Source organism: Diaphorobacter sp. B2A2W2, from assembly GCF_056730635.1.
Genome location: NZ_JBWZOR010000010.1, coordinates 125196 through 150339 on the forward strand (window position 1 = coordinate 125196; position 25144 = coordinate 150339).

Consider the following 25144-nt stretch of genomic DNA (forward strand, 5'->3'; position numbering starts at 1 on the left):
AAAAGAAATGAACACCGGCGGCGGAGACCGCGCACCGCCGCCCTGCCGCTATTGTCCGCCGCCGGAGCCAAGGCGGCGCGATGCGAGCCAAATCAGCCCCCAGCGCCCAAGGGGAAAGCGCTGGCAGCTATCAATTGATGAGCATCACTGCTCACCCAGGTCGGCCCAGCGCTCCAGACGCTCGCGCATCAGCGCGTGCAGGGCGGGCAAGCGCTCGGCCACCAGCGTCTCACGCGCGGTGTCGCACTCGCGCTGGGGGTGCGCCCAGACGGGTGCGGGGAAGTGGCTGTCCCACTCGTAGCGCGCGATCACGTGCCAGTGCAGGTGCGGCACCACGTTGCCCAGGCTGGCCAGGTTGATCTTGGCCGGCGCCAGTTGCTCGCGCAGCGCCTGCTCCACCAGTGTCACGGCCTCCATGCAGTGCTGGCGGTCGGCGGGGGAGAGGTCCGAGAACTCCGCCACATGGTCCGCCCAGATCACGCGGTAGAAGGCCGGAAAGCCGGCCTCCTGCGCATGGATCACGCGCAGCTTGGCGCCGCGCCAGACCAACGCACCCGCGTCGGAGTCACACAGGGGGCACGCGCCAGCGCCACCCGTGGAAGGCGCGGACATGCCGGGCATGGCGACCTGGCTCATACCAGCACCCGCTCGATGCCGCCGGCGTTGGCGCGTTGCACGTACTCGGGCAGCCAGTTCTCGCCCAGGATCTGCTTGGCCATCTCGATGACGATGTAATCGGCTTCCAGCAGGCCGGTGGACAGGTCGTCCTGGTAGCGCGAGATGCCCTGCAGGCAGCTGGGGCAGCTGGTCAGGATCTTGATGTTGTCCTGCGCGCCCACCGCGCCGCTGGAACGCAAGGCCGCCTCGCCCTTGCGGATTTCCTCGGTCTTGCGAAAGCGCACCTGGGTGGAAACATCGGGGCGCGTCACGCCCAGCGTGCCCGACTCGCCGCAGCAGCGGTCGCTCTTGAGCACCTTGTCGCCCACCAGGGCGCGCACGGTCTTCATCGAGTCGCCCTGCTTCATCGGGTTGTGGCAGGGCTCGTGGTACAGGTAGCCGCCCTGCCCCGCGGGCAGGGTGATGCCCTTTTCCAGCAGGTACTCGTGGATGTCGATGATGCGGCTGCCGGGGAAGATCTTGTCGAACTGGTAGCCCTGCAACTGGTCGTAGCAGGTGCCGCACGAGACCACCACGGTCTTGATGTCCAGGTAGTTCAGCGTGGTGGCCACGCGGTGGAACAGCACCCGGTTGTCGGTGATCATCTTCTCGGCCTTGTCGAACTGGCCGCTGCCGCGCTGCGGATACCCGCAGCACAGGTAGCCCGGCGGCAGCACGGTCTGCACGCCGGCGTGCCAGAGCATGGCCTGCGTGGCCAGCCCCACCTGGCTGAACAGGCGCTCCGACCCGCAGCCGGGGAAGTAGAACACCGCCTCCGTGTCGGCCGACGTGGCGGCCGGGTTGCGGATGATGGGCACGTAGTCCTTGTCCTCGATGTCCAGCAGCGCGCGCGCCGTCTTGGTGGGCAGGCCGCCGGGCAGCTTCTTGTTCACGAAGTGGATCACCTGCTCCTTTACCGGCGCCGTGCCCACGGTGGCGGGTGGGTGCGCGGTCTGCTTGCGGCTCACGCTGCGCAGCACGTCCACGGCCATGCGCTGGGCCTTGAAGCCTACGTTGACCATGCCCGCGCGCAGCAGCTTGATGGTGTCGGGGTTGGTGGCGTTGAGCATCGCCATGGCCATCTTGTTGCCGGGGCGGAAGCTTTTCTTGCCCATCTTGCGCAGCAGGTTGCGCATGTTCATGGTCACGTCGCCGAAGTCGATCTTGACCGGGCACGGCGAGTAGCACTTGTGGCACACGGTGCAGTGGTCGGCCACGTCCTCGAATTCCTGCCAGTGGCGGATGGACACGCCGCGGCGCGTCTGCTCTTCGTACAGGAACGCCTCGGCCAGCAGCGAGGTGGCCAGGATCTTGTTGCGCGGGCTGTACAGCAGGTTGGCACGCGGCACGTGCGTGGAGCACACGGGCTTGCACTTGCCGCAGCGCAGGCAGTCCTTCACGCTGGCAACGATGTCGCCGATGTCGCTCTGCTGCATGATCAGCGACTCGTGCCCCATCAGCCCGAAGCTGGGCGTGTAGGCGTTGGTCAGGTCCGCGAACATCAGCGAGGTGCGCGAGCCTTTATGCGCCAAATGGGCCTGCAGTGCTTGCCCGTCCTGCGCGAGCAGCTCCTGATTGCGTAGCAGCTTGCCGCGGTTGAAGCGGCCTTGCGGGTCCACCTTGCGCTTGTACTCGGCGAACGGCGCCAGTTCCTCGTCGGTCAAAAACTCCAGCTTGGTGATGCCGATGCCGTGCTCGCCCGAGATCACGCCACCCAGGCTACGCGCCAGCACCATGATGCGCGCCACCGCCTCGTGCGCGGTCTGCAGCATGGCGTAGTTGTCGCTGTGCACGGGGATGTTGGTGTGCACGTTGCCGTCGCCGGCGTGCATGTGCAGCGCCACCCACACCCGGCCCTTGAGCACGCGCTTTTGCACGTCGCCCAGCGCCTGCATCAGCGGCTCGAAGTCGCTGCCGGTGAAGATGTTGCGCAGCGGATCGCGGATCTGCGTCTTCCAGCTGGCGCGCAGGCGGTGGTCCTGCAGCTGGGGGAACAGTTCTTCCACGCGCTGCAGCCAGTCCCGCCAGAGCGCGCGCGTCTCGCGCACCAGGGCCAGGGCCAGGGCCAGCTTTTCCTCCAGCAGCTCGGGCGAAGGCGGCTCGCCGCCCGCCTCGGGCTTGCCCAGCGGCAGGTTGCCGCGCGCGAGGAACTCCTCCAGCGCGTCGGCCAGCTCGATCTTGTTGCGCAGGCTGAGTTCGATGTTGATGCGCTCGATGCCGTCGGTGTACTCGGCCATGCGCGGCAGCGGGATCACCACGTCTTCGTTGATCTTGAAGGCGTTGGTGTGGCGGCTGATGGCGGCCGTCTTCTTGCGGTCGGCCCAGAACTTCTTGCGGGCCTCGGCGCTCACCGCCGTGAAGCCCTCGCCGCTGCGGCTGTTGGCGATGCGCACCACCTCGGCGGTGGCGCGGGCCACGGCATCAGGGTCGTCGCCCACGATGTCGCCCACCAGCAGCATCTTGGGCAGTCCGCCGCGCTTGGACTTGGTGGTGTAGCCCACGGCGCGCAGGTAGCGGTCGTCCAGGTGCTCCAGGCCCGCCAGCAGCACGCCGCTGCGCTTTTGCTCAGCGAACATGAAGTCCTTGATCTCCACGATGCTGGGCACGGCGTCCTTGGCGTTGCCAAAGAACTCCAGGCACACGGTGCGCGTGTGCTCGGGCATACGGTGCACGATCCAGCGCGCACTAGTGATCAGGCCGTCGGTGCCTTCCTTTTGCACACCGGGCAGGCCGCTGAGGAACTTGTCCGTCACGTCCTTGCCCAGGCCCTCCTTGCGGAAGGTCTTGCCGGGGATGTCCAGGCGCTCGGTGCGGATCGGCGTCTTGCCGTCGGCCTGGAAGTACTGCAGTTCGAAGCTGGCGACGTCTGCGTCGTGGATCTTGCCCAGGTTGTGCCCGATGCGCGTGACCTCCAGCCACTGCCCTTCAGGCGTCACCATGCGCCAGCTGGCCAGGTTGTCCAGCGCCGTGCCCCACAGCACGGCCTTCTTGCCACCCGCGTTCATGGCGATGTTGCCGCCGACGCACGAAGCCTCGGCGCTGGTCGGGTCCACGGCGAACACGAAGCCGGCGGCCTCGGCCGCGTCGGCCACGCGCTGGGTGACCACGCCGGCCTCGGTCCAGATGGTGGCCACCTCGGCGTCCAGGCCCGGCAGGCGGCGCATCTGCACCTCGGTCATGGCCTCGAGCTTTTCGGTGTTGATGACGGCGCTGCGCCAGGTGAGCGGAATGGCGCCGCCCGTGTAGCCGGTGCCGCCCCCACGCGGGATGATGGTCAGCTCCAGCTCGATGCAGGCCTTGACCAGCTGCGCCATCTCGGCCTCGGTGTCGGGCGTGAGCACCACGAACGGGTATTCCACGCGCCAGTCGGTCGCATCGGTCACGTGCGACACGCGCGACAGGCCGTCGAACTTGATGTTGTCCTTGGCGGTGTGGCGGCCCAGGCGGCGCGCCACCTTCTTGCGCAGGTCGCTGGCCTCGACCAGCGTGGCGTCGAACTCGTCGATGGCCCGGCGCGCTGCGTCCACCAGCACGCCCACGCGGCGGTCGCGCTCGGCGTCTTCCTGCGGCAGGCGGCGCTTTTCGATCTCGGCCATGCGGTGCTGCAGCGCATCCACCAGCAGCTTGCGCCGGGCGGGGTTGTGCAGCAGGTCGTCTTGCAGGTAGGGGTTGCGCTGCACGGCCCAGATGTCGCCCAGCACCTCATACAGCATGCGGGCGGATCGGCCCGTGCGGCGCTCGCGGCGCAACTGGTCCAGCACATCCCAGGCGGAGGCGCCCAGCAGGCGGATCACGATTTCCCGGTCGGAAAACGAGGTGTAGTTGTACGGAATTTCGCGCAAACGGGCAGGCTCGGCGCCTTGCGTCTGCAGGGCGGCCAGCGCAATCGGAACATTCATGGGATCAACCTGGGTTGGGCGTGCAGGGCGCCCTCGTGCCTCGGGGTCGGGATTTTAAGCCAGTGCCCGTTACCGCACTGTCCTGCCCGCAGAGCCCCGCCGCTGGCGCGGGGCGGCCAAGGACGGGCAAGAGCCAAATCAGGCCCCAGCGCCCGTCCATTCAGCGCAAGAAGCTATTAAAACAATAGCTATTTAATACAGCACGCGGCTGCGGATGGTGCCGGGCACCTGGGCCAGCTTCTCCAGCGCCAGGTCGGACGAGCGCGCGTCGAGGTCGATCACCACGTAGCCGATCTTCTCGTTGGTCTGCAGGTACTGCGCCGCGATGTTGATGTGGTTGTCCGACAGGATGCTGTTGATCTGCGAGAGCACGCCCGGCACGTTGTGGTGCACGTGCAGCAGGCGGTGCTTGCCCGCATGCTCGGGCAGCGCCACCTCGGGGAAGTTGACCGACGAAGTGCTGGTGCCGTTGTCGCTGTACCTGACGAGCTTTTCCGCCACCTCCAGGCCGATGTTGGCCTGCGCCTCCATGGTGGAGCCGCCGATGTGGGGCGTGAGGAGGGCGTTGTCCAGCCCGCGCAGCGGCGAGACGAACTCGTCCTTGTTGCTCTTGGGCTCCACGGGGAACACGTCCACGGCCGCGCCCAGCAAATTGCCGCCCTTCAGCGCCTGGGCCAGGGGGTCGATCTCCACCACCGTGCCGCGCGAGGCGTTGATAAGGATGCCGCCCGGCTTCATGGCCGCGATCTCGGCGGCGCCAATCATCCACTGGGTGGAAGGCAGCTCAGGCACGTGCAGGGTCACGATGTCGGCCTGGCCCAGCAGCTCGTGCAGCGAACCCACCTGGCGCGCATTGCCCAGCGGCAGCTTGTGCACCACGTCGTGGAAGATCACGTGCATGCCCAGCGCCTCGGCCAGCACCGACAGCTGGGTGCCGATGGAGCCGTAGCCCACGATGCCCAGCGTCTTGCCGCGGATCTCGTAGGCGTTCGTGGCGCTCTTGAGCCAGCCGCCGCGGTGGGCCGCGGCGTTCTTCTCGGGCACGCCGCGCAGCAGCAGGATGGCCTCGGCCAGCACCAGCTCGGCCACCGAGCGGGTGTTGGAATACGGCGCATTGAACACGGCGATGCCGCGCTCGCGCGCAGCGTTCAGGTCTACCTGGTTGGTGCCGATGCAAAAGCACCCCACGGCCACGAGCTTGTGCGCATGCGCGAACACGTCCGCCGTGAGCTGCGTGCGCGAGCGGATGCCAATGAAGTGCACGTCGGCGATCTTGCGGCGCAGTTCCTCGCCCTCCAGCGCCCCGGCCAGCACCTCGACCTGCGTATACCCCGCGGACCGCAACACTTCCACCGCAGAGGGATGGATGCCCTCCAGCAACAGGAACTTGATCTTGCTTTTATCCAGGGAAGTCTTGGCCATGGCGTGCAAATTGAGAGGAAATGAAAACACCCAGGCGGCGCGCGCCGCTGGACAGGAGAGGGGATCATTGTGCAATGCACAAATCCCTGTCGGCATCCATGCGATTGCCCGCGGCGGCCCATGCATGCCCCCAGCGCGGCCGGATGTTTGTCACAACATCGTCATGCCAGTGACACAATTCGTCACCCAAGCGCCGCGGGGTTTACCCCGTTGCTGCGCTTTTTGCAGTGTGCGAGAACGACACATTCCTGTCACGGAACGCGACCACCATCGCCGCTTTCCTGCCTATCGTCTATCAACGAGGAGTATTCATGCAGATCAAACACTTGGCGCTGGCCGCCGCAGTGGCCGCCACCAGCCTGGCCGCACAAGCTCAAACAGAGATCCAGTGGTGGCACTCCATGACGGCTGTCAACAACGAGTGGGTCAATGACCTGGCCAAGCAGTTCAACGAGAGCCAGAAGGAGTACAAGGTCATCCCTACCTTCAAGGGGTCGTATGACGAAAGCATGACGGCCGCGATCGCCGCGTTCCGCTCGGGCAATGCGCCGCACGTCCTGCAGGTGTTCGAGGTGGGTACGGCCACGATGATGGCCAGCAAGGGCGCCACCGTACCCGTGGGCAAGGTGATGAAGGACGCGGGCGCCGCCTTCGACCCGAGCGCGTACATCCCCGCCGTGGCTGCGTACTACACCGACCCCAACGGCCAGATGCTGAGCTTCCCGTTCAACAGCTCCACAACCATCTTTTATTACAACAAGGACGCCTTCAAGAAGGCCGGCCTGAACCCCGACAAGGCTCCCGCCACCTGGCCCGAAGTGTTCGAGGCTGCCAAGAAGCTCAAGGCCAGCGGCCACAGCTGCCCCATGACGCTGGCCTGGATGGGCTGGACGCAGCTCGAATCGTTCTCCGCCTGGCACAACGTGGAGTTCGCCACCGAGAAGAACGGCCTGTCGCCCAACGGCTACAAGGCCCGCATGAAGATCAATTCGCCGCTGCACGTGCGCCACATCGACAACCTGTCGCAGGCCGCCAAGGCGGGCGAGTTCGTCTACAAGGGCCGCGGCTCGGCGGCCCAGGCGTCGTTCACCTCGGGTGAGTGCGCCATGATCCAGACGTCGTCGGGCTTCTACGGCGACGTGGCCAAGAACGCCAAGTTCGCCTACGGCCTGGCGCCCCTGCCCTACTACCCCGACGTGAAGGGTGCACCGCAGAACACCGTGATCGGCGGCGCATCGCTGTGGGTCATGGCCGGCAAGAAGCCCGCCGAATACAAGGGCGTGGCCAAGTTCTTCGAGTTCCTGTCCGACACCAAGGTGCAGGCCGCCAGCCACCAGCGCACGGGCTACCTGCCCATCACCATGGGCGCGTATGAGCTGACCGACAAGTCCGGTTTCTACGCCAAGCACCCCGGCACCGACACGGCCGTGAACCAGATGGTGCGCAAGGTGACCGACAACTCGCGCGGCATCCGCCTGGGCAACTACGTGCAGATCCGCACCATCGAGGACGAAGAACTCGAGCAGGTCTGGGCCGGCAAGAAGACGGCCAAGGAAGCCCTGGACTCCATCGTGAGCCGCGGCAACGAACTGCTGGCGCGCTTCGAGCGCTCGTACAAGAAGTAAGCCCTGTCATCCGTGACGGGCGAGGCGTTCCCATGAACGCCCCTTCGGTCAGCGGCCCCTGCCTGGGGGCCGCTTTTCCTTTTCCCGCTGGTGCAGCCTTGCGCCAGCGGTTTTCTCGTTTGTGAACGTCATGGAAAAACGCGTACTTTTCCGCTCGGCGTGGCTGCCCTGGGTGTTGATCGCCCCGCAGTTGCTCATCATCGGCATCTTCTTCTTCCTGCCCGCGGGCCAGGCCATCCTGCAGTCCTTCCAGATGGAAGACGCGTTTGGCATGAGCACCGAGTGGGTGGGGCTGGACAATTTCAAGCAGCTTTTCGACGATCCGTCCTATCTGGAATCCTTCCAGCGCACGGCGCTGTTCTCGGTGCTGGTGGCGGGCATCGGCATCGTGGTGTCGCTGGCGCTGGCCATCTTCGCGGACCGCATCGTGCGCTTTGCCATGGTCTACAAGACCCTGCTCATCGTGCCCTATGCCGTGGCCCCGGTGATCGCGGGCGTGCTGTGGGTGTTCCTGTTCTCGCCCTCCATCGGCGTGGTGACCTACTACCTGGGTGAGCTGGGCTACGGCTGGAACCACATGATGAACGACAACCAGGCCATGACGCTGATCGTCATCGCCTCGGTGTGGAAGCAGATCTCCTACAACTTCCTGTTCTTCCTGGCGGGCCTGCAGTCGATTCCGAAGGCGCTGATCGAGGCGGCCTCCATCGACGGCGCGGGTGCATGGCGGCGCTTCTGGAACATCCAGCTGCCGCTCTTATCGCCCACCACCTTCTTCCTGCTGGTGATCAACATCGTGTACGCCTTCTTTGACACCTTCGGCATCATCGACGCGGCCACGCAGGGCGGGCCGGGGCAGTCCACGTCCATCCTCGTCTACAAGGTGTATCAGGACGGCTTCAAGGCGCTGGACCTCGGCGGCTCGGCGGCACAGTCCGTGATCCTGATGCTGATCGTCATCGCGCTCACCGTGGTGCAGTTCCGCTACGTCGAGAAGAAAGTGCAGTACTGACCATGATCGACCGTAACCCCTGGCTCAATTTCATCTCGCACGCCGTGCTGATCCTCGGCGTGGCCATCGTGGCCTTCCCGCTGTACCTGGCGCTGGTGGCCTCCACCCACACGGCGGATGCCATCGTGCAGTCGCCCATGCCGCTGCTGCCGGGCAGCCATCTGTGGGAGAACTACCAGGCCGCGCTGTTCGGCTCGGGCAAGCTGGGCTCCAACACCAACGTGGTGCACATGATGTGGGTGAGCTTCGTGGTGGCCATGGTCATCACCGTGGGCAAGATCGCCATCTCGCTGCTGTCGGCGTTCGCCATCGTGTACTTCCGCTTCCCGTTCAAGATGCTGTGCTTCTGGGCCATCTTCGTGACGCTGATGCTGCCGGTGGAAGTGCGCATCCTGCCCACCTACAAGGTGGTGGCAGACCTGGGCCTGCTCAACAGCTACGCCGGCCTCACGCTGCCGCTGATCGCCTCGGCCACCGCCACATTCCTGTTCCGCCAGTTCTTCCTGACAGTGCCCGACGAGCTGGTGGAGGCTGCGCGCATCGACGGCGCCGGGCCCATGCGTTTTTTCAAGGACGTGCTGGTGCCGCTGTCGCGCACCTCGATCGCGGCGCTGTTCGTGATCCAGTTCATCTACGGCTGGAACCAGTACCTGTGGCCGCTGCTGATGACCACCTCCGAAGACATGTACCCGGTGGTGATCGGCATCAAGCGCATGCTGGCCGGCGGCGAGGCCGCCGTGGACTGGAACATCGTGATGGCCACCGCCATCGTTGCCATGCTGCCGCCGACGGCCGTGGTGATCCTGATGCAGAAGTGGTTCGTCAAGGGCCTGGTCGACACCGAGAAATAAACATCAAAACCGGCTGTAGCGCCCACCCTTCAAGCGCAAACAGCTATTGATTAAATAGCACATATGGCATCCCTTACCCTCACCAACGTCGTCAAGCACTACGGCAGCGGCAAGCAGATCGTGCCCGTGATCCACGGCGTCAACGCCGAGATCCGGGACGGCGAGTTCATCGTCATCGTCGGCCCCTCGGGCTGCGGCAAATCTACCCTGCTGCGCATGGTGGCCGGCCTGGAGGAAATCACCGGCGGCACCATCGCCATCGGCGAGCGCGTGGTCAACAACCTGGAGCCCGCCAGGCGCGACATCGCCATGGTGTTCCAGAACTACGCCCTGTACCCGCACATGAGCGTGTTCGACAACATGGCCTACGGCCTGAAGATCGCCAAGGTGGCCAAGGACGAGATCAAGGCGCGCGTGGACAAGGCCGCCAAGATCCTGGAGCTGGGCCACCTGCTGGAGCGCAAGCCGCGCCAGCTCTCGGGCGGCCAGCGCCAGCGCGTGGCCATGGGCCGCGCCATCGTACGCCAGCCCCAGGTGTTCCTGTTCGACGAGCCGCTGTCCAACCTGGACGCCAAGCTGCGCGCGCAGACCCGTATCGAAATCCAGAAGCTGCACCGCGAACTGGGCATCACCAGCCTGTTCGTGACCCATGACCAGGTGGAGGCCATGACGCTCGCGCAGCGCATGATCGTCATGAACGCCGGCAACATGGAGCAGTTCGGCACGCCCGAGGAGGTCTACCACACACCGGCCTCCACCTTCGTGGCCAGCTTCATCGGCTCGCCGCCGATGAACCTGCTCAACCACGCCCCGGGCGCCCAGCCCGGCACCACGCTGGGCATCCGCCCCGAGCACCTGGACATCACCGCCGACGGCGGTTGGGCCGTGCAGGTAGAGACGGTGGAGCTGCTCGGCGCCGAGCGCCTGGTGTATGGCCGCGTGGGCGACGAACAGCTCATCGTGCGCATCGAGGAAGGCGCCCCCGCGCCACAGCCGGGCGACACCATCCACGTCACGCCGCGCGCCCACCGCCTGCACACCTTCGATGCCGGCACCGGCAAGCGCCTGTAGCACCCGACCGCCTGGAGCACCGCGCATGACGACACCTTCCGCCTGGCCCTACCCCCGCTGGATCGCCCACCGCGGCGCCGGCAAGCTGGCGCCCGAGAACACGCTGGCCGCCTTCCGCCTGGGCGCGCAGCACGGCTACCGCATGTTCGAGTGCGACGCCAAGCTGAGCAGCGACGGCGTGGCCTTCCTGCTGCACGACGCCACGCTGGAGCGCACCACCAACGGCCACGGCACCGCTGGCGATCAGCCCTGGGGCACGCTGGCCCAGCTGGACGCCGGCGCTTGGCATTCGCGCACGTACGCGGGCGAGCCGCTGCCCACGCTGGAGCACCTGGCGCGCTGGTGCATCGCCAACGGCCACTTCCTCAACATCGAGATCAAGCCCACGCCCGGTACCGAAGCCGAAACCGGCCGCGCCGTGGCCGCGCTGGCGGCACGCCTGTGGCACGGCCAGAGCGTGCCACCGCTGCTCACCTCGTTCAAACCGCAGGCGCTGGCCGGCGCGCGCGAGACCGCGCCGCATCTGCCCCGCGGCCTGCTGCTGGACCAACTGCATGACGGCTGGCTGGACACCGCGCGCCAGTTGGGCTGCGTGGCCGTGGTCTGCAACCATGCGCTGTGGAGCGCCGCCACCGTGGCCGAGGTACACCTGGCCGGCATGCGCGCCCTGAGCTACACCGTGAACGACGACTGGGCCGCCCAGCGGCTGCTGGCGCTGCACACCGACGGCATCATCACCGACCGCGTGGACCTGTTCAGCCCCGCCGGGGCCTGACGCGGCGCCACCCGTCCACGCCGGCGGGCGGTGCCGGGCACGCCGCTCGCGCTGCCGTCTGGCAAGGCCGGGGCCGCTCGACAGCGGACAATGCGCGCATGCATCGCCTTCCCCGCACCGGCGCGCGCCCGCTGCGCCGCCGTCTCCCCGAGCAGAGCGCACGCCACCTTTGGCAGTGGTTGGTACTGGCCTGCTGCCTGTGGCTGGGCGGCACGCCCGCCCTTGCCCAGACCCGACCCGCTGCGGCCCCCGCCTCCACCGCGGCCAGCGCGGTGGACACGCTGGGTGAGGACAACGCCCCCCTGCCCTCGGTGGACGAACTGCGCAAGCAGCTCGACGCCATTCCCGCAAAGCTCGGCGAGGAGGACGACGGCCGCAAGCTGCTGACCGAGGTGGCCGCCATCGGCACCGCGGCCGAGCGCGTGGTCGCCCAGCGCACCAGCGACCTGGCGGACCTGGACCGCCGCCTGGAAGGCCTGGGCCCCACGCCCGAAAAGGGCGCACCTGCGGATGCGCCCGACGTGGCCGAGCAGCGCACCGCGCTGAACAAGCAGCGCGGCGTGATCGATGCGGAACTCAAGCTCGCCCGCCTGGTGGCCGTGGATGCCGAGCAGCGCAGCGCGGAGATCGGGCGCCAGCGGCGCGCGCTGTTCCAGGCGGCCCTCACGACGCGCGTCGATTCGCCACTGGCCCCCGCCTTCTGGCGCAGCCTGCGCTACGCCGCGCCCGGCGACAGTGCGCGGCTGCAGGCGCTGGGCGCCAACCTGCGCCGCGCCGTGCAGGCCACGCTGGACTCGCCGCGCCGCGGCACCTTCCTGGGTTACCTGGCCCTGGCCGTCGCCCTGGCCGTGGGGGGCACCTGGCTGGCGGAGCGTGTGCTGGTGCGCGCGCTGCCCGCGCGGTTGCCGGCCACCCGGCTGCGGCGCACGCTGCTGGCGGCGGCGGCGGTGGTGGCGAACGTGCTGATCGTCAGCGCTGCGCTGCAACTCGCGTGGAGCGGGGTCAAGCTCGGCGGCGTGCTGGACGAGGACGTGCGCGCGGTGCAGCAGGCCAGCCTGCGTGCCGCGGCCTACGCCACCTTCGTCATCACGCTGGGGCACGCGCTGCTATCGCGCCGGCGCAGTTCCTGGCGGCTGCTGCCCATCTCCGACGCGCTCGCCCGCCGGCTCAGCCCCTTCCCGTGGTGGATCGCGGCACTGTCGGCGCTGGGCGGGCTGGTCACACAGGTCAACGCCATCGTGGGCGCCAGCCTGGCGGCCGAAGTGCTGGTGCACGCCGTGTCCGCGGTGTTGCTGTCGGTGACGGTAGCCGTCGCGCTGGGCCGGCTGCGGGCAACGCCCCAGGCAGCGGACGCGGCCGATGGCGCCACCGACGCCGCGCCCGCGGAGAAGGCGGGCCGCCCCCTCTGGGTGGGGCTGATCCTAGCCAGCGCGGGCCTTGCCGCGGCCGCGGCCGCGCTGGCCGTGGTGCTGGGCTTCGTGGCGCTGGGCGGCACGCTGGCGCGGCAGATGGTGTGGTCGGGCGTGGTGTTTGCCACCACCTATTTGCTGATGCAGTTGGTGGACGACCTGTGCGACGCGTTGCTCTCCTCCCACGGCGGCCTGGGCGCGCGCATCCACGCCGCGCTGGCCATCGACGCCCAGTTGCTGGACCAGGCCGCGGTGCTGCTGGCCGGCGTGCTGCGTGTGGCGCTGTTCTTCTACATGGCGATCGCGCTGATGGCGCCGCTGGGCACCAACCCGGACGAGCTGTTCCGCCGCGGCAGCAAGCTGGACCACAGCCTGCAGATCGGCGACTTCACGCTGGCGCCCCAGGCACTGCTCACGGCGCTGGCGGTGATCTGTGCGGGCTTCCTGGCGATACGCATCGTCAAGCGCTGGCTCAGCGACCGCTACTTCCCCCACACATCGCTGGAGCCGGGCATGCGCAGCTCCATCGTCACGCTGCTGGGCTACGTGGGCGGCGTGGTGGTGATCGCTGTGGCGCTGGCGGGCCTGGGCATCAGCGTGGAGCGCATCGCCTGGGTGGCGAGCGCGTTGTCGGTGGGTATCGGCTTTGGCCTACAGGCCATCGTGCAGAACTTCATCTCGGGCCTGATCCTGCTGGCCGAACGGCCGGTGAAGGTGGGCGACTGGGTGGTGCTGGGCGACACCGAGGGCGACGTGCGCCGCGTGAACGTGCGCGCCACCGAGATCCAGCTGGGCGACCGCTCCACGGTGATCGTGCCCAACTCGGAATTCATCACCAAGACCGTGCGCAACATGACGCTGGGCAGCGCCCAGGGCCGGGTGCTGCTGCGCCTGCCCGCACCGCTGGACACCGACGCGCGGCGCATGCGCGAGCTGATCCTACAGGCCTTTCATGCGCACGAGGACATCCTGGAGAGCCCCGCGCCATCGGTGACGCTGGAAGGCATCCAGAGCGGCACGCTCACCTTCCTGGCGATCGGCTACGTGAGCAGCCCGCGCAACGCGGGAGGCGTGCGCAGCGACGTGCTGTTCGCCATTTTGGAGGCGCTGCGCGATGCGGGCCTATCGCTGTCGCCTCCAGCCACCACCTCGGTGGCGCAGGCGCCGCGCGACGCCGCCCAGGAGGCGCCGCCGCTGTCGGAGCGCGTCTGAACGGAACCCGATTCGCTCCTGTTTCAATAGCTGTTAGCGCTTATCAGACAAGCGCTACAGGCCAATTTTGCTTCAAACCGACAGCTGCGAACGCACATAGCCCGCCACCACTCCCAGCAACTGGTCCAGATGCTGCTGCAGCGGTGCAAAGCCGGCGTTGGGCGCACGCGTGTCCTCGTCCATGTACACCGGGCGGCGGATCTCGATCTGCAGGCTGTGGCGCCCCAGGTGCGGCTGGCCGATGCGGCCGATCAGCTCCACACCCTTGTAGGGCTCGTTCAGCGCCACGCTGTAGCCAAAGCCGCGCAGCTGCTCGGCGATCAGGTGCACGAACTCGGGTGCGCAGGTGGTGCCGTCGCGGTCGCCCAGCACGAAGTCGGCCAGCGGCGGCGCGTCCGTGCGGCCCAGGCGCAGGTATACGTCATTGGGCATCGAATGCAAATTCAGGTGCCACACGCGGCCAAAGCGCTGCACGCTCGCGTCGATCGCCTGCTGCAGCTGCGCATGGTAGGGGCGCCAGTAGCCCTCGATGCGCCGCTGCACCTCGGCCACCGTGCGCGCACGCGCATACAGCGGCGTGGCCACGCCGTCCTTGCTGATCTGCTGCCAGACCAGTCCCAGGCCCTGGCGCGTCTTGGGGCCGGGGGCGAGCGGCACGGGCCACGCGCCGTCGATCTGCGCGGGATCCAGGTCGTTGTCGGCCCGGTTCACGTCGATGTAGGTGCGCGGGAAGGTCGCGGCGATCAGCGTGGCACCGTGCGCGGGCGCGGTATGCCAGAGGCGGTGCACGTGCGTGTCCTCGCCGCGGCGCAGCAGCGCCAGCGGCACGGCGTGGCCGAAGTCTTCGGGATAGGCCGTGCCGCTGTGGGGCGAGTCGCACACCAGCGGCAGCGGCTGCCCCGTGGGTTGCCAGACCTCGACCGGGGTGTCCGGCCGGGGGCTCAGGTCGTCATGCAACGCTGTCAAAGGCGCACCATCAGTCCAGCTTGATGTTGGCGCGCTTGGCCACGGCCGTGTAGCGCGCGATGGCGGCGTCGATCTGCTTGGCAAACTGTGCGGGCGTGTTGGCCATGGATTCGCCGGAGATGCTCTTTTGCTTCTCCAGGTAGTCGGGCTGGGCCATGGCCTTGTGCGCGGCGGCGTTCAGCTTGGCGATGATCTCCTTGGGCGTGCCCGCGGGCGCCACCAGGCCGAACCAGCCGCCGTCACCCATGCCGGCGTAGCCCAGCTCGGTGTAGGTGGGCACGTCGGGCAGCACGGGGCTGCGCTTCAAGGCCAGCACGGCCAACGGGCGCAGCTTGCCCGACTGGATGTTGGCCAGCGTGGAGGGCAGGTTGTCCGTCATCGCATTGACCTGGCCCGCCAGCGCATCGGTCGCGGCCTGGCCCGCGCCCTTGTAGGGGATGTGCAGCAGGTCGATGCCCGCCAGGTTCATGAAGTTCTCGATGTTGGCATGCCCCAGCGAGCCCGTGCCTGGCGAGGCGAAGGTGTACTTGCCGGGGTTGGCCTTGGCCAGCGCCACGAACTCCTGCATGGTCTTGGCGGGCACGCTGGGGTGCACCACGAAGACGCTGGGCACGCTCATCACGTTGGTGATGGGGGCGAAGTCCTTCACCGCGTCATACGGCAGCTTGGCGTAGATGGCGGGGTTGGCGCCGTGCGTGCTCACCGTGGCCATGCCGATGGTGTAGCCGTCGGGTGCCGCCTTGGCGATGGCGTCGGCGCCGATGGAGCCGCCGGCTCCGCCCTTGTTGTCCACCACCACGGCCTTGCCCAGGATGGGGCCCATCTTGTCGGCCAGAAGGCGGGCCACCATGTCGGTGGAGCCGCCGGGCGCGAACGGCACGATCAGCTTGATGGGGCGGTTGGGGTAGTCGCCCGCCTGGGCGTGCGCCAGCGGCGTGAAGGCTGCAGCGGCGGCGCAGGCGGCCAGGGTGGACAGCAGGGTACGGCGCAGTGCCATGGGGATCTCCTCGGTATTTGAATGAATGGGGGCAGCCCCATTCTTGAGCGCCTCCGCGTTGACGAAAAGCGACAAAATGGCGGCAATCCATTACCAACACTCATCAATCGACCGCCCATGCGCATCCACTCGCCGTCGCTGCCCGAACTGCACGCCTTTGCCGTCGCGGCGCGGCTGGGCAGCTTCTCGCAGGCGGCCGATGAACTCAGCGTGACCCAGGGCGCCATCAGCCGCGCCATCGCCCGGCTGGAGGAACACCTGGGCGTGGCGCTGTTCGCGCGCGAGGGCCGGCGCAGCGTGCTCACGCGCGCGGGGGCCGACTACCTGCAGGCCGTGGGCCCGTCGATCGCCACCATCGAATCCGCCACGCTGGCCGTGCGCACGCGGCGCAACCCGCGCCAGTTGCGCCTGTCGGTGGCACCCACGCTGTTCAGCCACTGGCTGATCCCGCGCCTGCCCGATTTCCACGCGCTCCACCCCGGCATCGCACTGTCGTTCGCACCCTACCGGCGCGACGACCCTCTGAGCGCACCTGAGATCGATGCCTGGATCCGCGTGGGCCGCACCGACTGGCCCGCGGGCATCGCGGCCGACTACCTGGTGGGGCGCGAGCTGGTACCCATCTGCCGCCCGGCCGATCTGCAGGGGCCCCAGGCCATCCGCGCACCGGCCGACCTGCTCGCGCGGCCGCTGCTGTTCCACACGAATTACCCGGACAACTGGGCGCACTGGTTCGCCGGTGTGGGCTGTGTCCACGGGCCGCTCACGCCGGCGGCGGACTTCGAGTTGGTGTCGCTGCTGGTGCAGGCGGTGATCGCCGGCCTGGGCGTGGCGGTGGTGCAGCGCGCGCTGGTGGAGCCGGAGCTGGCCGCCGGGCGCATCGCCATCGCCATCGACCACCCCGTGCTGCTGGACCGCGGCTACCACCTGTGCATTCCGACGGGGCGCGCGCCCAATCCGGCCCTGGACGACCTGCGCGGCTGGCTGCTGGCGCAGGCGTGCGGACAGGGCGGGGGTTGAATCAGCCGCGCCAGGCGCGCAGCAGCAGCCACTGGCTGGTGGCGCAGGCCGCCGCCAAGCCAGCGTAGGTGGCCATGCGGCCGTCGCGCCCCAGCAGCACCAACCCCGCCACGAGGACGCAACACCCCACTACAAAGTTGATAGCTATTGGCGCAATCCAGCCGTGCGCTCTGGCCAGTTTTCGCATAAAGACGTGGCTGCATGCCACCAGCAGCACGGCGACCGCCAGCGCGGGTGCGGTGAAGTTCAGTAGATGGTTGAGGGCGAGCAGCAGGTCCATGGAGTCATGATGCAGATCAAGCCATTGGCGCGGTGGCCTGCCTGAGTGCGCGGCGGATTTTATAATCCCACCCCATGGCAGTCTGGGCCCTCGGCATCAACCACCACACCGCTCCGCTCGATCTGCGGGGCCGGTTCGCGTTCGCCCTGGACCAGATCGCACCCACGCTGCACGGGCTGCGCGATTCGCTGTCCAGCGGCTCGGGCCGCCACCCGGGCGTGGAGACGGCCATCATCTCCACCTGCAACCGCACCGAGATCTACTGCGCAGCCGAGGCCCCGGCGCTGGACCACACGCTGGACTGGCTGGCCCACAGCGGCGGCGTGAGCCCCGCGCTGCTGCGTTCGCACTCCTACAGCCTGGAAAACGGCCTCGTCGCCCGCCACGCCTTCCGCGTGGCCAGCGGGCTTGATTCCATGGTGCTGGGCGAGGCCCAGATCCTCGGCCAGATGAAGGACGCCGTGCGCGCCGCTGAAGGCGCAGGAGCGCTCGGCACCACGCTCAACCAGCTCTTTCAGCGCAGCTTTGCCGTGGCCAAGGAAGTGCGTACCAGCACCGACATCGGCGCACACAGCATCAGCATGGCCGCCGCGGCCGTGCGGCTGGCCGGCCAGTTGTTCGAAGACCTGACGAAGATCCGCGTGCTGTTCGTGGGCGCGGGCGAGATGATCGAGCTGTGCACCACGCACTTCGCGGCCAAGACGCCCCAGCAGATCACGATCGCCAACCGCACGCTGGAGCGCGGAGAAAAGCTCGCCACGCGCTTTGGCGGCGAGGTCATGCGCCTGGCCGACCTGCCCGACCACCTGCACGAGTTCGACGCGGTCATCAGCTGCACCGCGAGCACGCTGCCCATCATTGGCCTGGGCGCCGTGGAGCGCGCACTGAAGAAGCGCCGCCACCGCCCCATCTTCATGGTGGACCTGGCCGTGCCGCGCGACATCGAGCCCGAGGTCAAGCAGCTCGAAGACGTGTACCTGTACACCGTGGACGACCTGGCCAGCGTGGTACAGACGGCACAGGCGCATCGCCAGGCCGCCGTGGCGCAGGCCGAGGCCATCATCGACGCGGGCGTGCAGAGCTTCGTGCACTGGATGGAGCTGCGCAGCCCCGCCACGCAGAACGGCGGCGTGGTGCCGCTGATCCAGCAACTCAACTCCCAGGCCGACGAATGGCGCGCCCTGGAGATCGCCCGCGCCAAGAAGCGCCTGGCCAAGGGCGAGGACATCGAGACCGTGCTTGAGGCGCTGTCGCGCGGCCTCACGCAAAAGATGCTGCACGGCACCATGGCCGAGCTGCGCGCGGGCGATGCCGAAGCGCGCGCCCAGACCGCACAGGCCGTCTCGCGCCTGTTCCTGCGCTCGCACAGCAAAAACGGGCTGTAGCGGCGCTCGCTCGCGCACCCCTGACTTCTTAAGTCAAACCGGCCAACAGCGCTTACCAGACAAGCGCAAGCAGCTACCAGACTGGTAGCAAAACCCTTCTTCACACCCCTTGATGAAACCCTTTCTCCGCAGCCAGCTGGAACGCTACGCGCAACGCCTGCAGGAACTCGACTTCCTGCTCTCGCGCGAAGACATCATGGCGGACATGCAGCAGTACCGCAGCATCTCGCGCGAGCACGCCGAGGTCACCCAGGTCGCGGGCCGCTACGCCCGCTACCAGCAGCGCGAGGCCGACCTGGCCGGCGCGCGCGAAATGCTCGAAGACCCCGACATGGCCGAGATGGCGCAGGAGGAAATCCACGCCGCAGAGACCGAACTGGTGCAGTTGGAGGACGAGCTGCAGCGCCTGCTGCTGCCCAAAGACCCCGACGACGAGCGCAACGCCTTCATCGAAATCCGCGCCGGCACGGGCGGCGACGAATCCGCCCTGTTCGCGGGCGACCTGGCGCGCATGTACACGCGCTACGCCGCCACCGTGGGCTGGAAAGTCGAGGTCATGAGTGCCAACGAGAGCGAGATCGGGGGCTACAAGGAAGTGGTGCTGCGCATCGAGGGCCAGCCCGGGACGGGCCCCTCCGGTAGCGGTGTGTACGGCGCACTCAAGTTCGAATCCGGAGGCCACCGCGTGCAGCGCGTGCCCGCCACCGAGACCCAAGGCCGCATCCACACCAGCGCCTGCACCGTGGCGGTGATGCCCGAGCCCGACGAGCACCAGGCCATCACGCTGAACCCGGCGGACCTGCGCATCGACACCTTCCGCGCCAGCGGCGCGGGCGGCCAGCACATCAACAAGACCGACTCGGCCGTGCGCGTGGTGCACTTGCCCACCGGCATCGTCGCCGAATGCCAGGACGGGCGCAGCCAGCACAGCAACAAGGCCAAGGCGCTGCAGGTGCTGCAGGCGCGCATCCAGGAGAAAGAGCGCAGCGAGCGCGCAGCCAAGGAGGCCGCGCTGCGCAAGGGGCTGATCGGCAGCGGCGACCGCAGCGACCGCATCCGCACCTACAACTTTCCGCAGGGGCGCCTCACCGACCACCGCATCAACCTCACGCTGTACAAGCTGCTGGCCATCATGGAAGGTGACCTGGGCGAGGTGCTGCAGGCCCTGCAGCATGCGCGCGAGGCCGAGCTGCTGGCCGAACTGGGTTTGGAGTGATTTTGGCCTCTAGCGCCCACACAGCAAGCGCCAACAGCTATCCATAGAGAAGCACCCATGCCTTCAATCACGCTGGCCCAGGCGTTGGCCCAGGCCCAAGCCGCAGGGCTGGGGCGCATCGACGCGCAGATGCTGCTGCTGCATGTGCTGGGGCGTGCGCCGACCGACCGCGCCTGGCTGCTGGCGCACGACGGCGACACGCTACCCGCGGCGGTCATGGAACAGTACGCCGCGCTGTGCGCGCGCCGGGCCAAGGGAGAACCGGTGGCCTACCTTCTTGGGCGCAAAGAGTTCTGGGGCCTGCCGCTGTCCGTGGACGCGCGCGTGCTGGACCCGCGCCCGGACACCGAGACACTGGTGGCGTGGGCGCTGGAGGTGCTGGCCACCCGCGCCGCGCCCCGCGTGGCCGATCTGGGCACGGGCAGCGGGGCCATCGCCCTGGCCCTGCAGCATGAGCGCCCCGATGCCCAGGTGCTGGCCGTGGACGCCAGCGCCGGCGCGCTGGCCGTCGCCCGCGCCAATGCCGGGCAGTTGGGCCTGCCCGTGCGCTTCATCCAAGGCAACTGGCTGCATGGGGTGGATGGTCCGTTCGATGCCATCGTGAGCAACCCGCCCTACATCCCCGCGCAGGACCCGCACCTGGCCGCGCTCACCCATGAGCCGCTGTCCGCGCTGGCCAGCGGCGCCGACGGCCTGGAGGACATCCGCACCATCGTGGCGCAGGCGCCCGCGCGGCTGGCGCCCGGCGGCTGGCTGCTGCTGGAGCATGGGTGGGACCAGGCCGAGGCCGTGCAAACACTGCTGCGCGACGCAGGCTTTGACCAGGTGCAAAGCCGCCACGATCTGGCCGGCATAGCCCGATGCTCCGGCGGGTCAATGCCCGGCGGCGCCCCGCAGTGAAATAATCCCCCCATCGCCGCCCTGCCCCAGGGCGCCCCCCTTCAGGAGAACCCCATGAGCGACGTCCAGCAACGCATCGACCAACTGGTCAAGACCAACGACATTCTGCTGTTCATGAAAGGCAACGCCAGCTTTCCGATGTGCGGCTTCTCGGGCCGCGCCGTGCAGATCCTCAAGGCCTGCGGCGTGGACCCCAAGAATATCGCCACCGTGAACGTGCTGGACGACCAGGAAATCCGCCAGGGCATCAAGGACTACAGCCACTGGCCCACCATCCCCCAGCTCTACGTGAAGGGCGAGTTCATCGGTGGCTCGGACATCATGATGGAGATGTACGAATCCGGCGAACTGCAGCAGGTGCTGGGCACCGGCGACGCCGCCTGAAGCGCCGCGTCCTGCCGCCAATGGACCAACCGCCCACACCGGGCGGTTTTTTTATGTCCGCCGGCGCGCGCGGCGCCCCGCCACGCGGGCCCGCTACACTTGGCGGCACCTGGCCCCGTGTCTGCGTGCTTGGCACACCCCGCTGCACGACAGGCGCGCGGCATTGCATCCTCGCTCCATGCCTTTGTCCGAAAGCCTGATCGTCATCACCGCCCTCATCGGGGCCAGTGCCTTCTTCTCGCTGGCCGAGATTTCCCTTGCGGCATCGCGCCGCCTGCGGCTGCGCCAGCTGGCCGACGAGGGAGACCACCGCGCCGACCGCGTGCTGCGGCTGCAGGAAAACCCGGGCGACTATTTCACCGCCGTGCAGATCGGTCAGAACGCCGTGGCCGTGCTGGGCGGCATCGTGGGCGAAGGCACCTTGAGCCCGCACTTCTCCGGCTTCTTCGGTATGTGGCTGGGCGCATCGCATGCGCAGACGGCGGGTTTCCTGCTGTCATTCACCGTCATCACGTCGCTGTTCATCCTGTTTGCCGACCTGTTCCCCAAGCGCATGGGCATGGCGGAGCCCGAGCGCCTGGCGCTGCGCGTGGTGGCGCCCATGCAGGCCACCATGGCGCTGTTGCGGCCCGTGGTGTGGCTGTACAGCCGCTGCGCGGACCTGCTGTTCCGCGTGCTGGGCATGAACGCGCTGCGCGACGACCGCGTCACCTCCGATGACATCCTGGCCATGATGGAAGCTGGCGCACGCGCCGGTGTGCTGGCCGCGCGCGAGCAGCAGGTGATCGAGAACGTGTTCGAGCTGGACACGCGCAGTGTGGCGAGCAGCATGTCGCCGCGCGACCGCGTGGCCTACTTCCTGCGCGACGATCCCGACACGGTGATCCGCGCGCGCATTGCGGCCGAGCCGTTTTCCACCTACCCCGTGTGCGAAGGCGACATCGACCACGTGGTCGGCTACGTGGACGCCAAGGACCTGTTCCAGCGCGTGCTGAACAACCAGCCCATCTCGCTGGCCGACGAAGGCCTGGTACGCAAGGTGCTCATCGTGCCGGACCGGCTGTCGCTGGCCGAAGTGCTGGAGCAGTTCCGCCAGGTGCATGAGGACTTCGCCGTCATCGTCAACGAATACAGCCTGGTCGTGGGCGTGGTCACACTCAACGATGTGATGAGCACGGTGATGGGTGACCTGGTGGGCCCGGCGGATGAGGAGCAGATCGTGCGTCGCGACGAGAATTCCTGGCTCATCGATGGCACCACTCCCGTGTCCGACGTGCTGCACGCCCTGGGCCTGGACGAGCTGCCGCACGCCGATGAGTACGAGACCCTGGCGGGCTTTCTGATGGTGATGCTGCGCCGGGTGCCGCGCCGCACCGACAGCGTGACCTTCGGGGGCTACAAGTTCGAAGTGCTGGACGTGGACAGCTATCGCATCGACCAGGTGATGGTGTCAAGGCTGGAAGGCGCGTCCAAACCAGTGCTGCCCGTTGAATAAGGGGCGGCACTGCTGACAAGGGCAGCACCAGCCGGCGTGTGTGGCCATCCGCAAGACGTGGTATGGCCCGCTGGCCGACGGCAGATCAGGCGTCCGAAGTACGCTCCTGGAAGAACCAGTTGCGCTGCGCTGCGAACACAGCGCTCGGATACGGCGCCTTGCCCCGGCTGCCGTTGTAGCGGCCCAGCGCCATGTACAGGTCGCCCCGCTCGCGGTCGAGGTAGTGGCGCAGGATCACGCAGCCAAAGCGCAGGTTGGTCTGCATGTGGAACAGCTTGCCCGGGTCGCCGTCACCGATCACGCGGGTCCAGAATGGCATCACCTGCATATAGCCGCGCGCGCCCACCGGAGAGACGGCGAACTTGCGAAATGCGCTCTCCACCTGGATCAGACCCATGACCAGGGACACATCCAGCCCCGAGCGCTTGGACTCGTACCACACCGTCTGCAGGAAGTCGCGGCGCACTTCCCATTCGGGCTTGCGCCGGCGCAGGCGGTCGCTCATGGTGCCAAGCCAGCGCAGATACAGCAGACGTGCCTCGGTGGAGGCAAATAGCGGCTCGGGCGGTGCCAGGTCTGCCACGGCGGAGCTGAGCGCGGTGCGCACGGAATCGATCAACGGCTCCTCCAGCTGGCTCCCCGCATGCGCAGGTGCAGCCACGCCCAGCCATGCAGCCGGCCCCGCCGCCAGCGAAGCCAGGCAGGCGCGGCGCGACAGCCGGCCCTGCCGTTCGTCGCTCATTGGACCACCTCCCGCCGCGTTCATGCTGCCAGCCGTTCCTTCACATGCGCCAGGATGTCCGCCACGCCCACTTTGGTGGCAGATGCATCGCGGCGGTGCTGGTATTCGACCTGCCCTTCCTTGAGGCTCTTGTCGCCAATGGTCACGCGATGGGGCACGCCGATCAATTCCCAATCGGCAAACATGGCGCCCGGGCGCTCGCCGCGGTCGTCCAGGATCACGTCCACACCGGCGGCTAGCAGGTCGGCGTACAGCGACTCGGCCTGTGCCTTGACGGCTTCGCTGCGGTCCATGCCCACGGGGCAGATGACCACGGTGAACGGGGCGATGGCGTCGGGCCAGATGATGCCGCGCTCGTCATGGTTCTGCTCAATGGCCGCTGCCGGCAGGCGCGTGACGCCAATGCCGTAGCAGCCCATCTCGAAGAAGGCGGGCTTGCCGTCTTCGCCGAGGAAGGTGGCATTCATGGCTTTGGAATACTTGGTGCCGAGGTAGAACACGTGGCCGACTTCGATGCCGCGCTCGATGGCAAGTTCCCCCTGGCCGTCCGGCGACAGGTCGCCAGCCACCACATTGCGCAGGTCGGCCACCATGTCGGGCTCCGGCAGGTCGCGGCCCCAGTTCACGCCGGTGATGTGGTGACCTTCCTGGTTGGCTCCGCAGATCCAGTCGGCCATCACGGCCACGTCGCGGTCCACCACCAGCTTCACCGGCTTCTGCAGGTTCAGCGGGCCCAGGTAGCCCGGCTTGCAGCCAAAGTGGTCCGCGATCTCGGCCACGGTGGCAAAGCGGAAACCCGCGTCCAGGCCCGGCACCTTGGCCACCTTGATCTCGTTCATGTCGTGGTCGCCGCGCAGCAGCAGCAGCCAGACCTGGCTGCGGATGATCTCGCCCGCCGCATCGGTTTCGTCCGTGGCCAGCACCAGCGATTTCACCGTAGTGCTCAGCGGCACGCTCAGCAGTTCGGCCACGTCCGCGCAGGTGCTCTTGCCAGGCGTGGGTGTCACCGTCAGCGGCTGCTTGGCCGCGGGACGCGCGCCCGCGGGGGCCAGCGCTTCGGCCTTTTCCATGTTGGCCGCGTAATCGCTGGCGGGGCAGTAGACGATCGCGTCCTCACCCGTGGCGGCGATCACCTGGAACTCTTCGCTCAAGTCGCCGCCGATGGCGCCCGAATCCGCCGCCACGGCGCGGTAGCGCAGGCCGAAGCGGTCGAAGATGCGGCGATAGGCCTGCGCCATCACCTGGTAGCTCGCCTTGGCGCCGGCCTGGTCCCGGTCGAAGCTGTAGGCGTCCTTCATGATGAATTCGCGCCCGCGCATCAGCCCGAAGCGCGGGCGGCGTTCGTCGCGGAACTTGGTCTGGATCTGGTAGAGGTTCTTGGGCAGCTGCTTGTAGCTACGCAGTTCCTGGCGTGCGATGTCAGTGACCACTTCCTCGCTGGTGGGCTGGATCACGAAGTCACGCCCATGGCGGTCGTGAATACGCAGCAACTCGGGGCCCATCTTGTCGAAGCGCCCGGTCTCCTGCCACAGCTCGGCGGGCTGCACCACGGGCATGGTGCATTCCACGGCACCGGCGCGGTTCATCTCCTCGCGCACGATGGCTTCCACCTTGCGGATCACGCGCAGGCCCATGGGCATGTAGTTGTAAATCCCGGCACCCAACTTCTTGATGAGGCCTGCGCGCATCATGAGTTGGTGACTGACAACCTCGGCGTCGGCAGGCGCCTCTTTCAAGGTGGAAATGAAAAATTGGGAAGCTTTCATCGAACGGGCTTGACAACTGGGGCGGGTGCGCTTGCCGCACGCGAGGTAGCGTGCATAATG

20 protein-coding genes are annotated in these 25144 nt (G+C 67.7%); 12 read left to right on the forward strand and 8 right to left on the reverse strand.

What is annotated here, in order from left to right; translation table 11 throughout:
- Positions 1-144 precede the first annotated feature (144 nt).
- The 3 genes from AC1PPL_RS15800 to serA all read right to left on the reverse strand — a co-directional run bounded on the left by AC1PPL_RS15800 (position 145) and on the right by serA (position 5978).
- Positions 145-636 (reverse strand): HIT family protein, encoded by a 492-nt coding sequence (locus AC1PPL_RS15800; RefSeq protein ID WP_287953281.1) that lies wholly within the window; start codon positions 634-636, stop codon positions 145-147.
- Positions 633-4556: a DUF3683 domain-containing protein gene (locus tag AC1PPL_RS15805; protein WP_479973676.1), complete on the reverse strand. Its 3924-nt coding sequence runs from the start codon at positions 4554-4556 to the stop codon at positions 633-635. Before AC1PPL_RS15805 ends, AC1PPL_RS15800 begins: the two co-directional genes overlap by 4 nt.
- A 192-nt stretch (positions 4557-4748) precedes the next feature.
- On the reverse strand, positions 4749-5978 hold the full coding sequence (gene serA / locus AC1PPL_RS15810; protein WP_041835901.1) for a phosphoglycerate dehydrogenase: 1230 nt from the start codon (positions 5976-5978) through the stop codon (positions 4749-4751).
- A gap of 311 nt (positions 5979-6289) precedes the next feature.
- Between serA and ugpB the strand changes: the two genes are divergently transcribed.
- The 6 genes from ugpB (at position 6290) to AC1PPL_RS15840 (ending at position 13933) form a co-directional block, all read left to right on the forward strand.
- Entirely contained in the window at positions 6290-7603 is a 1314-nt protein-coding gene (gene ugpB, locus AC1PPL_RS15815) for a sn-glycerol-3-phosphate ABC transporter substrate-binding protein UgpB (protein WP_287743326.1), read from the forward strand.
- 130 nt (positions 7604-7733) lie between these two features.
- Positions 7734-8615, forward strand: a complete 882-nt coding sequence (gene ugpA, locus AC1PPL_RS15820) for a sn-glycerol-3-phosphate ABC transporter permease UgpA (protein WP_012655769.1) — start codon at positions 7734-7736, stop codon at positions 8613-8615.
- 2 nt (positions 8616-8617) lie between these two features.
- Positions 8618-9466 carry a sn-glycerol-3-phosphate ABC transporter permease UgpE gene (ugpE, locus tag AC1PPL_RS15825; protein WP_287743323.1) on the forward strand — a complete coding sequence of 283 codons (849 nt, stop codon included), beginning with the start codon at positions 8618-8620 and terminating at the stop codon, positions 9464-9466.
- Between the two features lie 63 nt (positions 9467-9529).
- Positions 9530-10537, forward strand: coding sequence for a sn-glycerol-3-phosphate import ATP-binding protein UgpC (locus AC1PPL_RS15830; protein ID WP_012655768.1), 1008 nt, complete (start codon positions 9530-9532; stop codon positions 10535-10537).
- A gap of 25 nt (positions 10538-10562) precedes the next feature.
- A complete protein-coding gene (gene ugpQ / locus AC1PPL_RS15835) occupies positions 10563-11312 on the forward strand; it encodes a glycerophosphodiester phosphodiesterase (protein ID WP_287743320.1) in 750 nt (249 codons plus the stop codon).
- 98 nt (positions 11313-11410) lie between these two features.
- Positions 11411-13933 carry a DUF3772 domain-containing protein gene (locus tag AC1PPL_RS15840; protein ID WP_312301187.1) on the forward strand — a complete coding sequence of 841 codons (2523 nt, stop codon included), beginning with the start codon at positions 11411-11413 and terminating at the stop codon, positions 13931-13933.
- 72 nt (positions 13934-14005) lie between these two features.
- On the opposite strand, the gene AC1PPL_RS15845 is transcribed toward AC1PPL_RS15840, so the two are convergent.
- Positions 14006-14899, reverse strand: coding sequence for an N-formylglutamate amidohydrolase (locus AC1PPL_RS15845; protein ID WP_479973677.1), 894 nt, complete (start codon positions 14897-14899; stop codon positions 14006-14008).
- A gap of 10 nt (positions 14900-14909) precedes the next feature.
- Complete coding sequence (locus AC1PPL_RS15850; RefSeq protein ID WP_479973678.1) at positions 14910-15896, reverse strand: tripartite tricarboxylate transporter substrate binding protein BugE; 987 nt, start codon at positions 15894-15896, stop codon at positions 14910-14912.
- Positions 15897-16013: 117 nt separating this feature from the next.
- Between AC1PPL_RS15850 and AC1PPL_RS15855 the strand changes: the two genes are divergently transcribed.
- Positions 16014-16916, forward strand: a complete 903-nt coding sequence (locus AC1PPL_RS15855) for a LysR substrate-binding domain-containing protein (protein ID WP_479973679.1) — start codon at positions 16014-16016, stop codon at positions 16914-16916.
- A 1-nt stretch (position 16917) separates the two neighbouring features.
- On the opposite strand, the gene AC1PPL_RS15860 is transcribed toward AC1PPL_RS15855, so the two are convergent.
- Positions 16918-17196 carry a hypothetical protein gene (locus tag AC1PPL_RS15860; RefSeq protein WP_012655762.1) on the reverse strand — a complete coding sequence of 93 codons (279 nt, stop codon included), beginning with the start codon at positions 17194-17196 and terminating at the stop codon, positions 16918-16920.
- 74 nt (positions 17197-17270) lie between these two features.
- Between AC1PPL_RS15860 and hemA the strand changes: the two genes are divergently transcribed.
- The 5 genes from hemA to paeA all read left to right on the forward strand — a co-directional run bounded on the left by hemA (position 17271) and on the right by paeA (position 22576).
- A complete protein-coding gene (hemA, locus tag AC1PPL_RS15865) occupies positions 17271-18581 on the forward strand; it encodes a glutamyl-tRNA reductase (RefSeq protein WP_479973680.1) in 1311 nt (436 codons plus the stop codon).
- Positions 18582-18693: 112 nt separating this feature from the next.
- Positions 18694-19797, forward strand: coding sequence for a peptide chain release factor 1 (gene prfA / locus AC1PPL_RS15870; RefSeq protein WP_012655760.1), 1104 nt, complete (start codon positions 18694-18696; stop codon positions 19795-19797).
- A 57-nt stretch (positions 19798-19854) separates the two neighbouring features.
- Complete coding sequence (gene prmC / locus AC1PPL_RS15875) at positions 19855-20697, forward strand: peptide chain release factor N(5)-glutamine methyltransferase (RefSeq protein WP_479973681.1); 843 nt, start codon at positions 19855-19857, stop codon at positions 20695-20697.
- 54 nt (positions 20698-20751) lie between these two features.
- Positions 20752-21081, forward strand: coding sequence for a Grx4 family monothiol glutaredoxin (gene grxD / locus AC1PPL_RS15880; RefSeq protein ID WP_011804293.1), 330 nt, complete (start codon positions 20752-20754; stop codon positions 21079-21081).
- Positions 21082-21259: 178 nt separating this feature from the next.
- The gene (gene paeA / locus AC1PPL_RS15885) at positions 21260-22576 is read left to right on the forward strand and encodes a polyamine export protein PaeA (RefSeq protein WP_047349970.1); all 1317 of its coding nucleotides are present in this window, start codon (positions 21260-21262) and stop codon (positions 22574-22576) included.
- Between the two features lie 85 nt (positions 22577-22661).
- On the opposite strand, the gene AC1PPL_RS15890 is transcribed toward paeA, so the two are convergent.
- Both AC1PPL_RS15890 and AC1PPL_RS15895 read right to left on the reverse strand, forming a co-directional pair.
- A complete protein-coding gene (locus AC1PPL_RS15890) occupies positions 22662-23342 on the reverse strand; it encodes a lytic transglycosylase domain-containing protein (RefSeq protein ID WP_041835899.1) in 681 nt (226 codons plus the stop codon).
- Positions 23339-25084 (reverse strand): proline--tRNA ligase, encoded by a 1746-nt coding sequence (locus tag AC1PPL_RS15895; protein ID WP_011804290.1) that lies wholly within the window; start codon positions 25082-25084, stop codon positions 23339-23341. The genes AC1PPL_RS15890 and AC1PPL_RS15895 overlap by 4 nt, the downstream gene beginning before the upstream one ends.
- Positions 25085-25144: the final 60 nt, after the last annotated feature.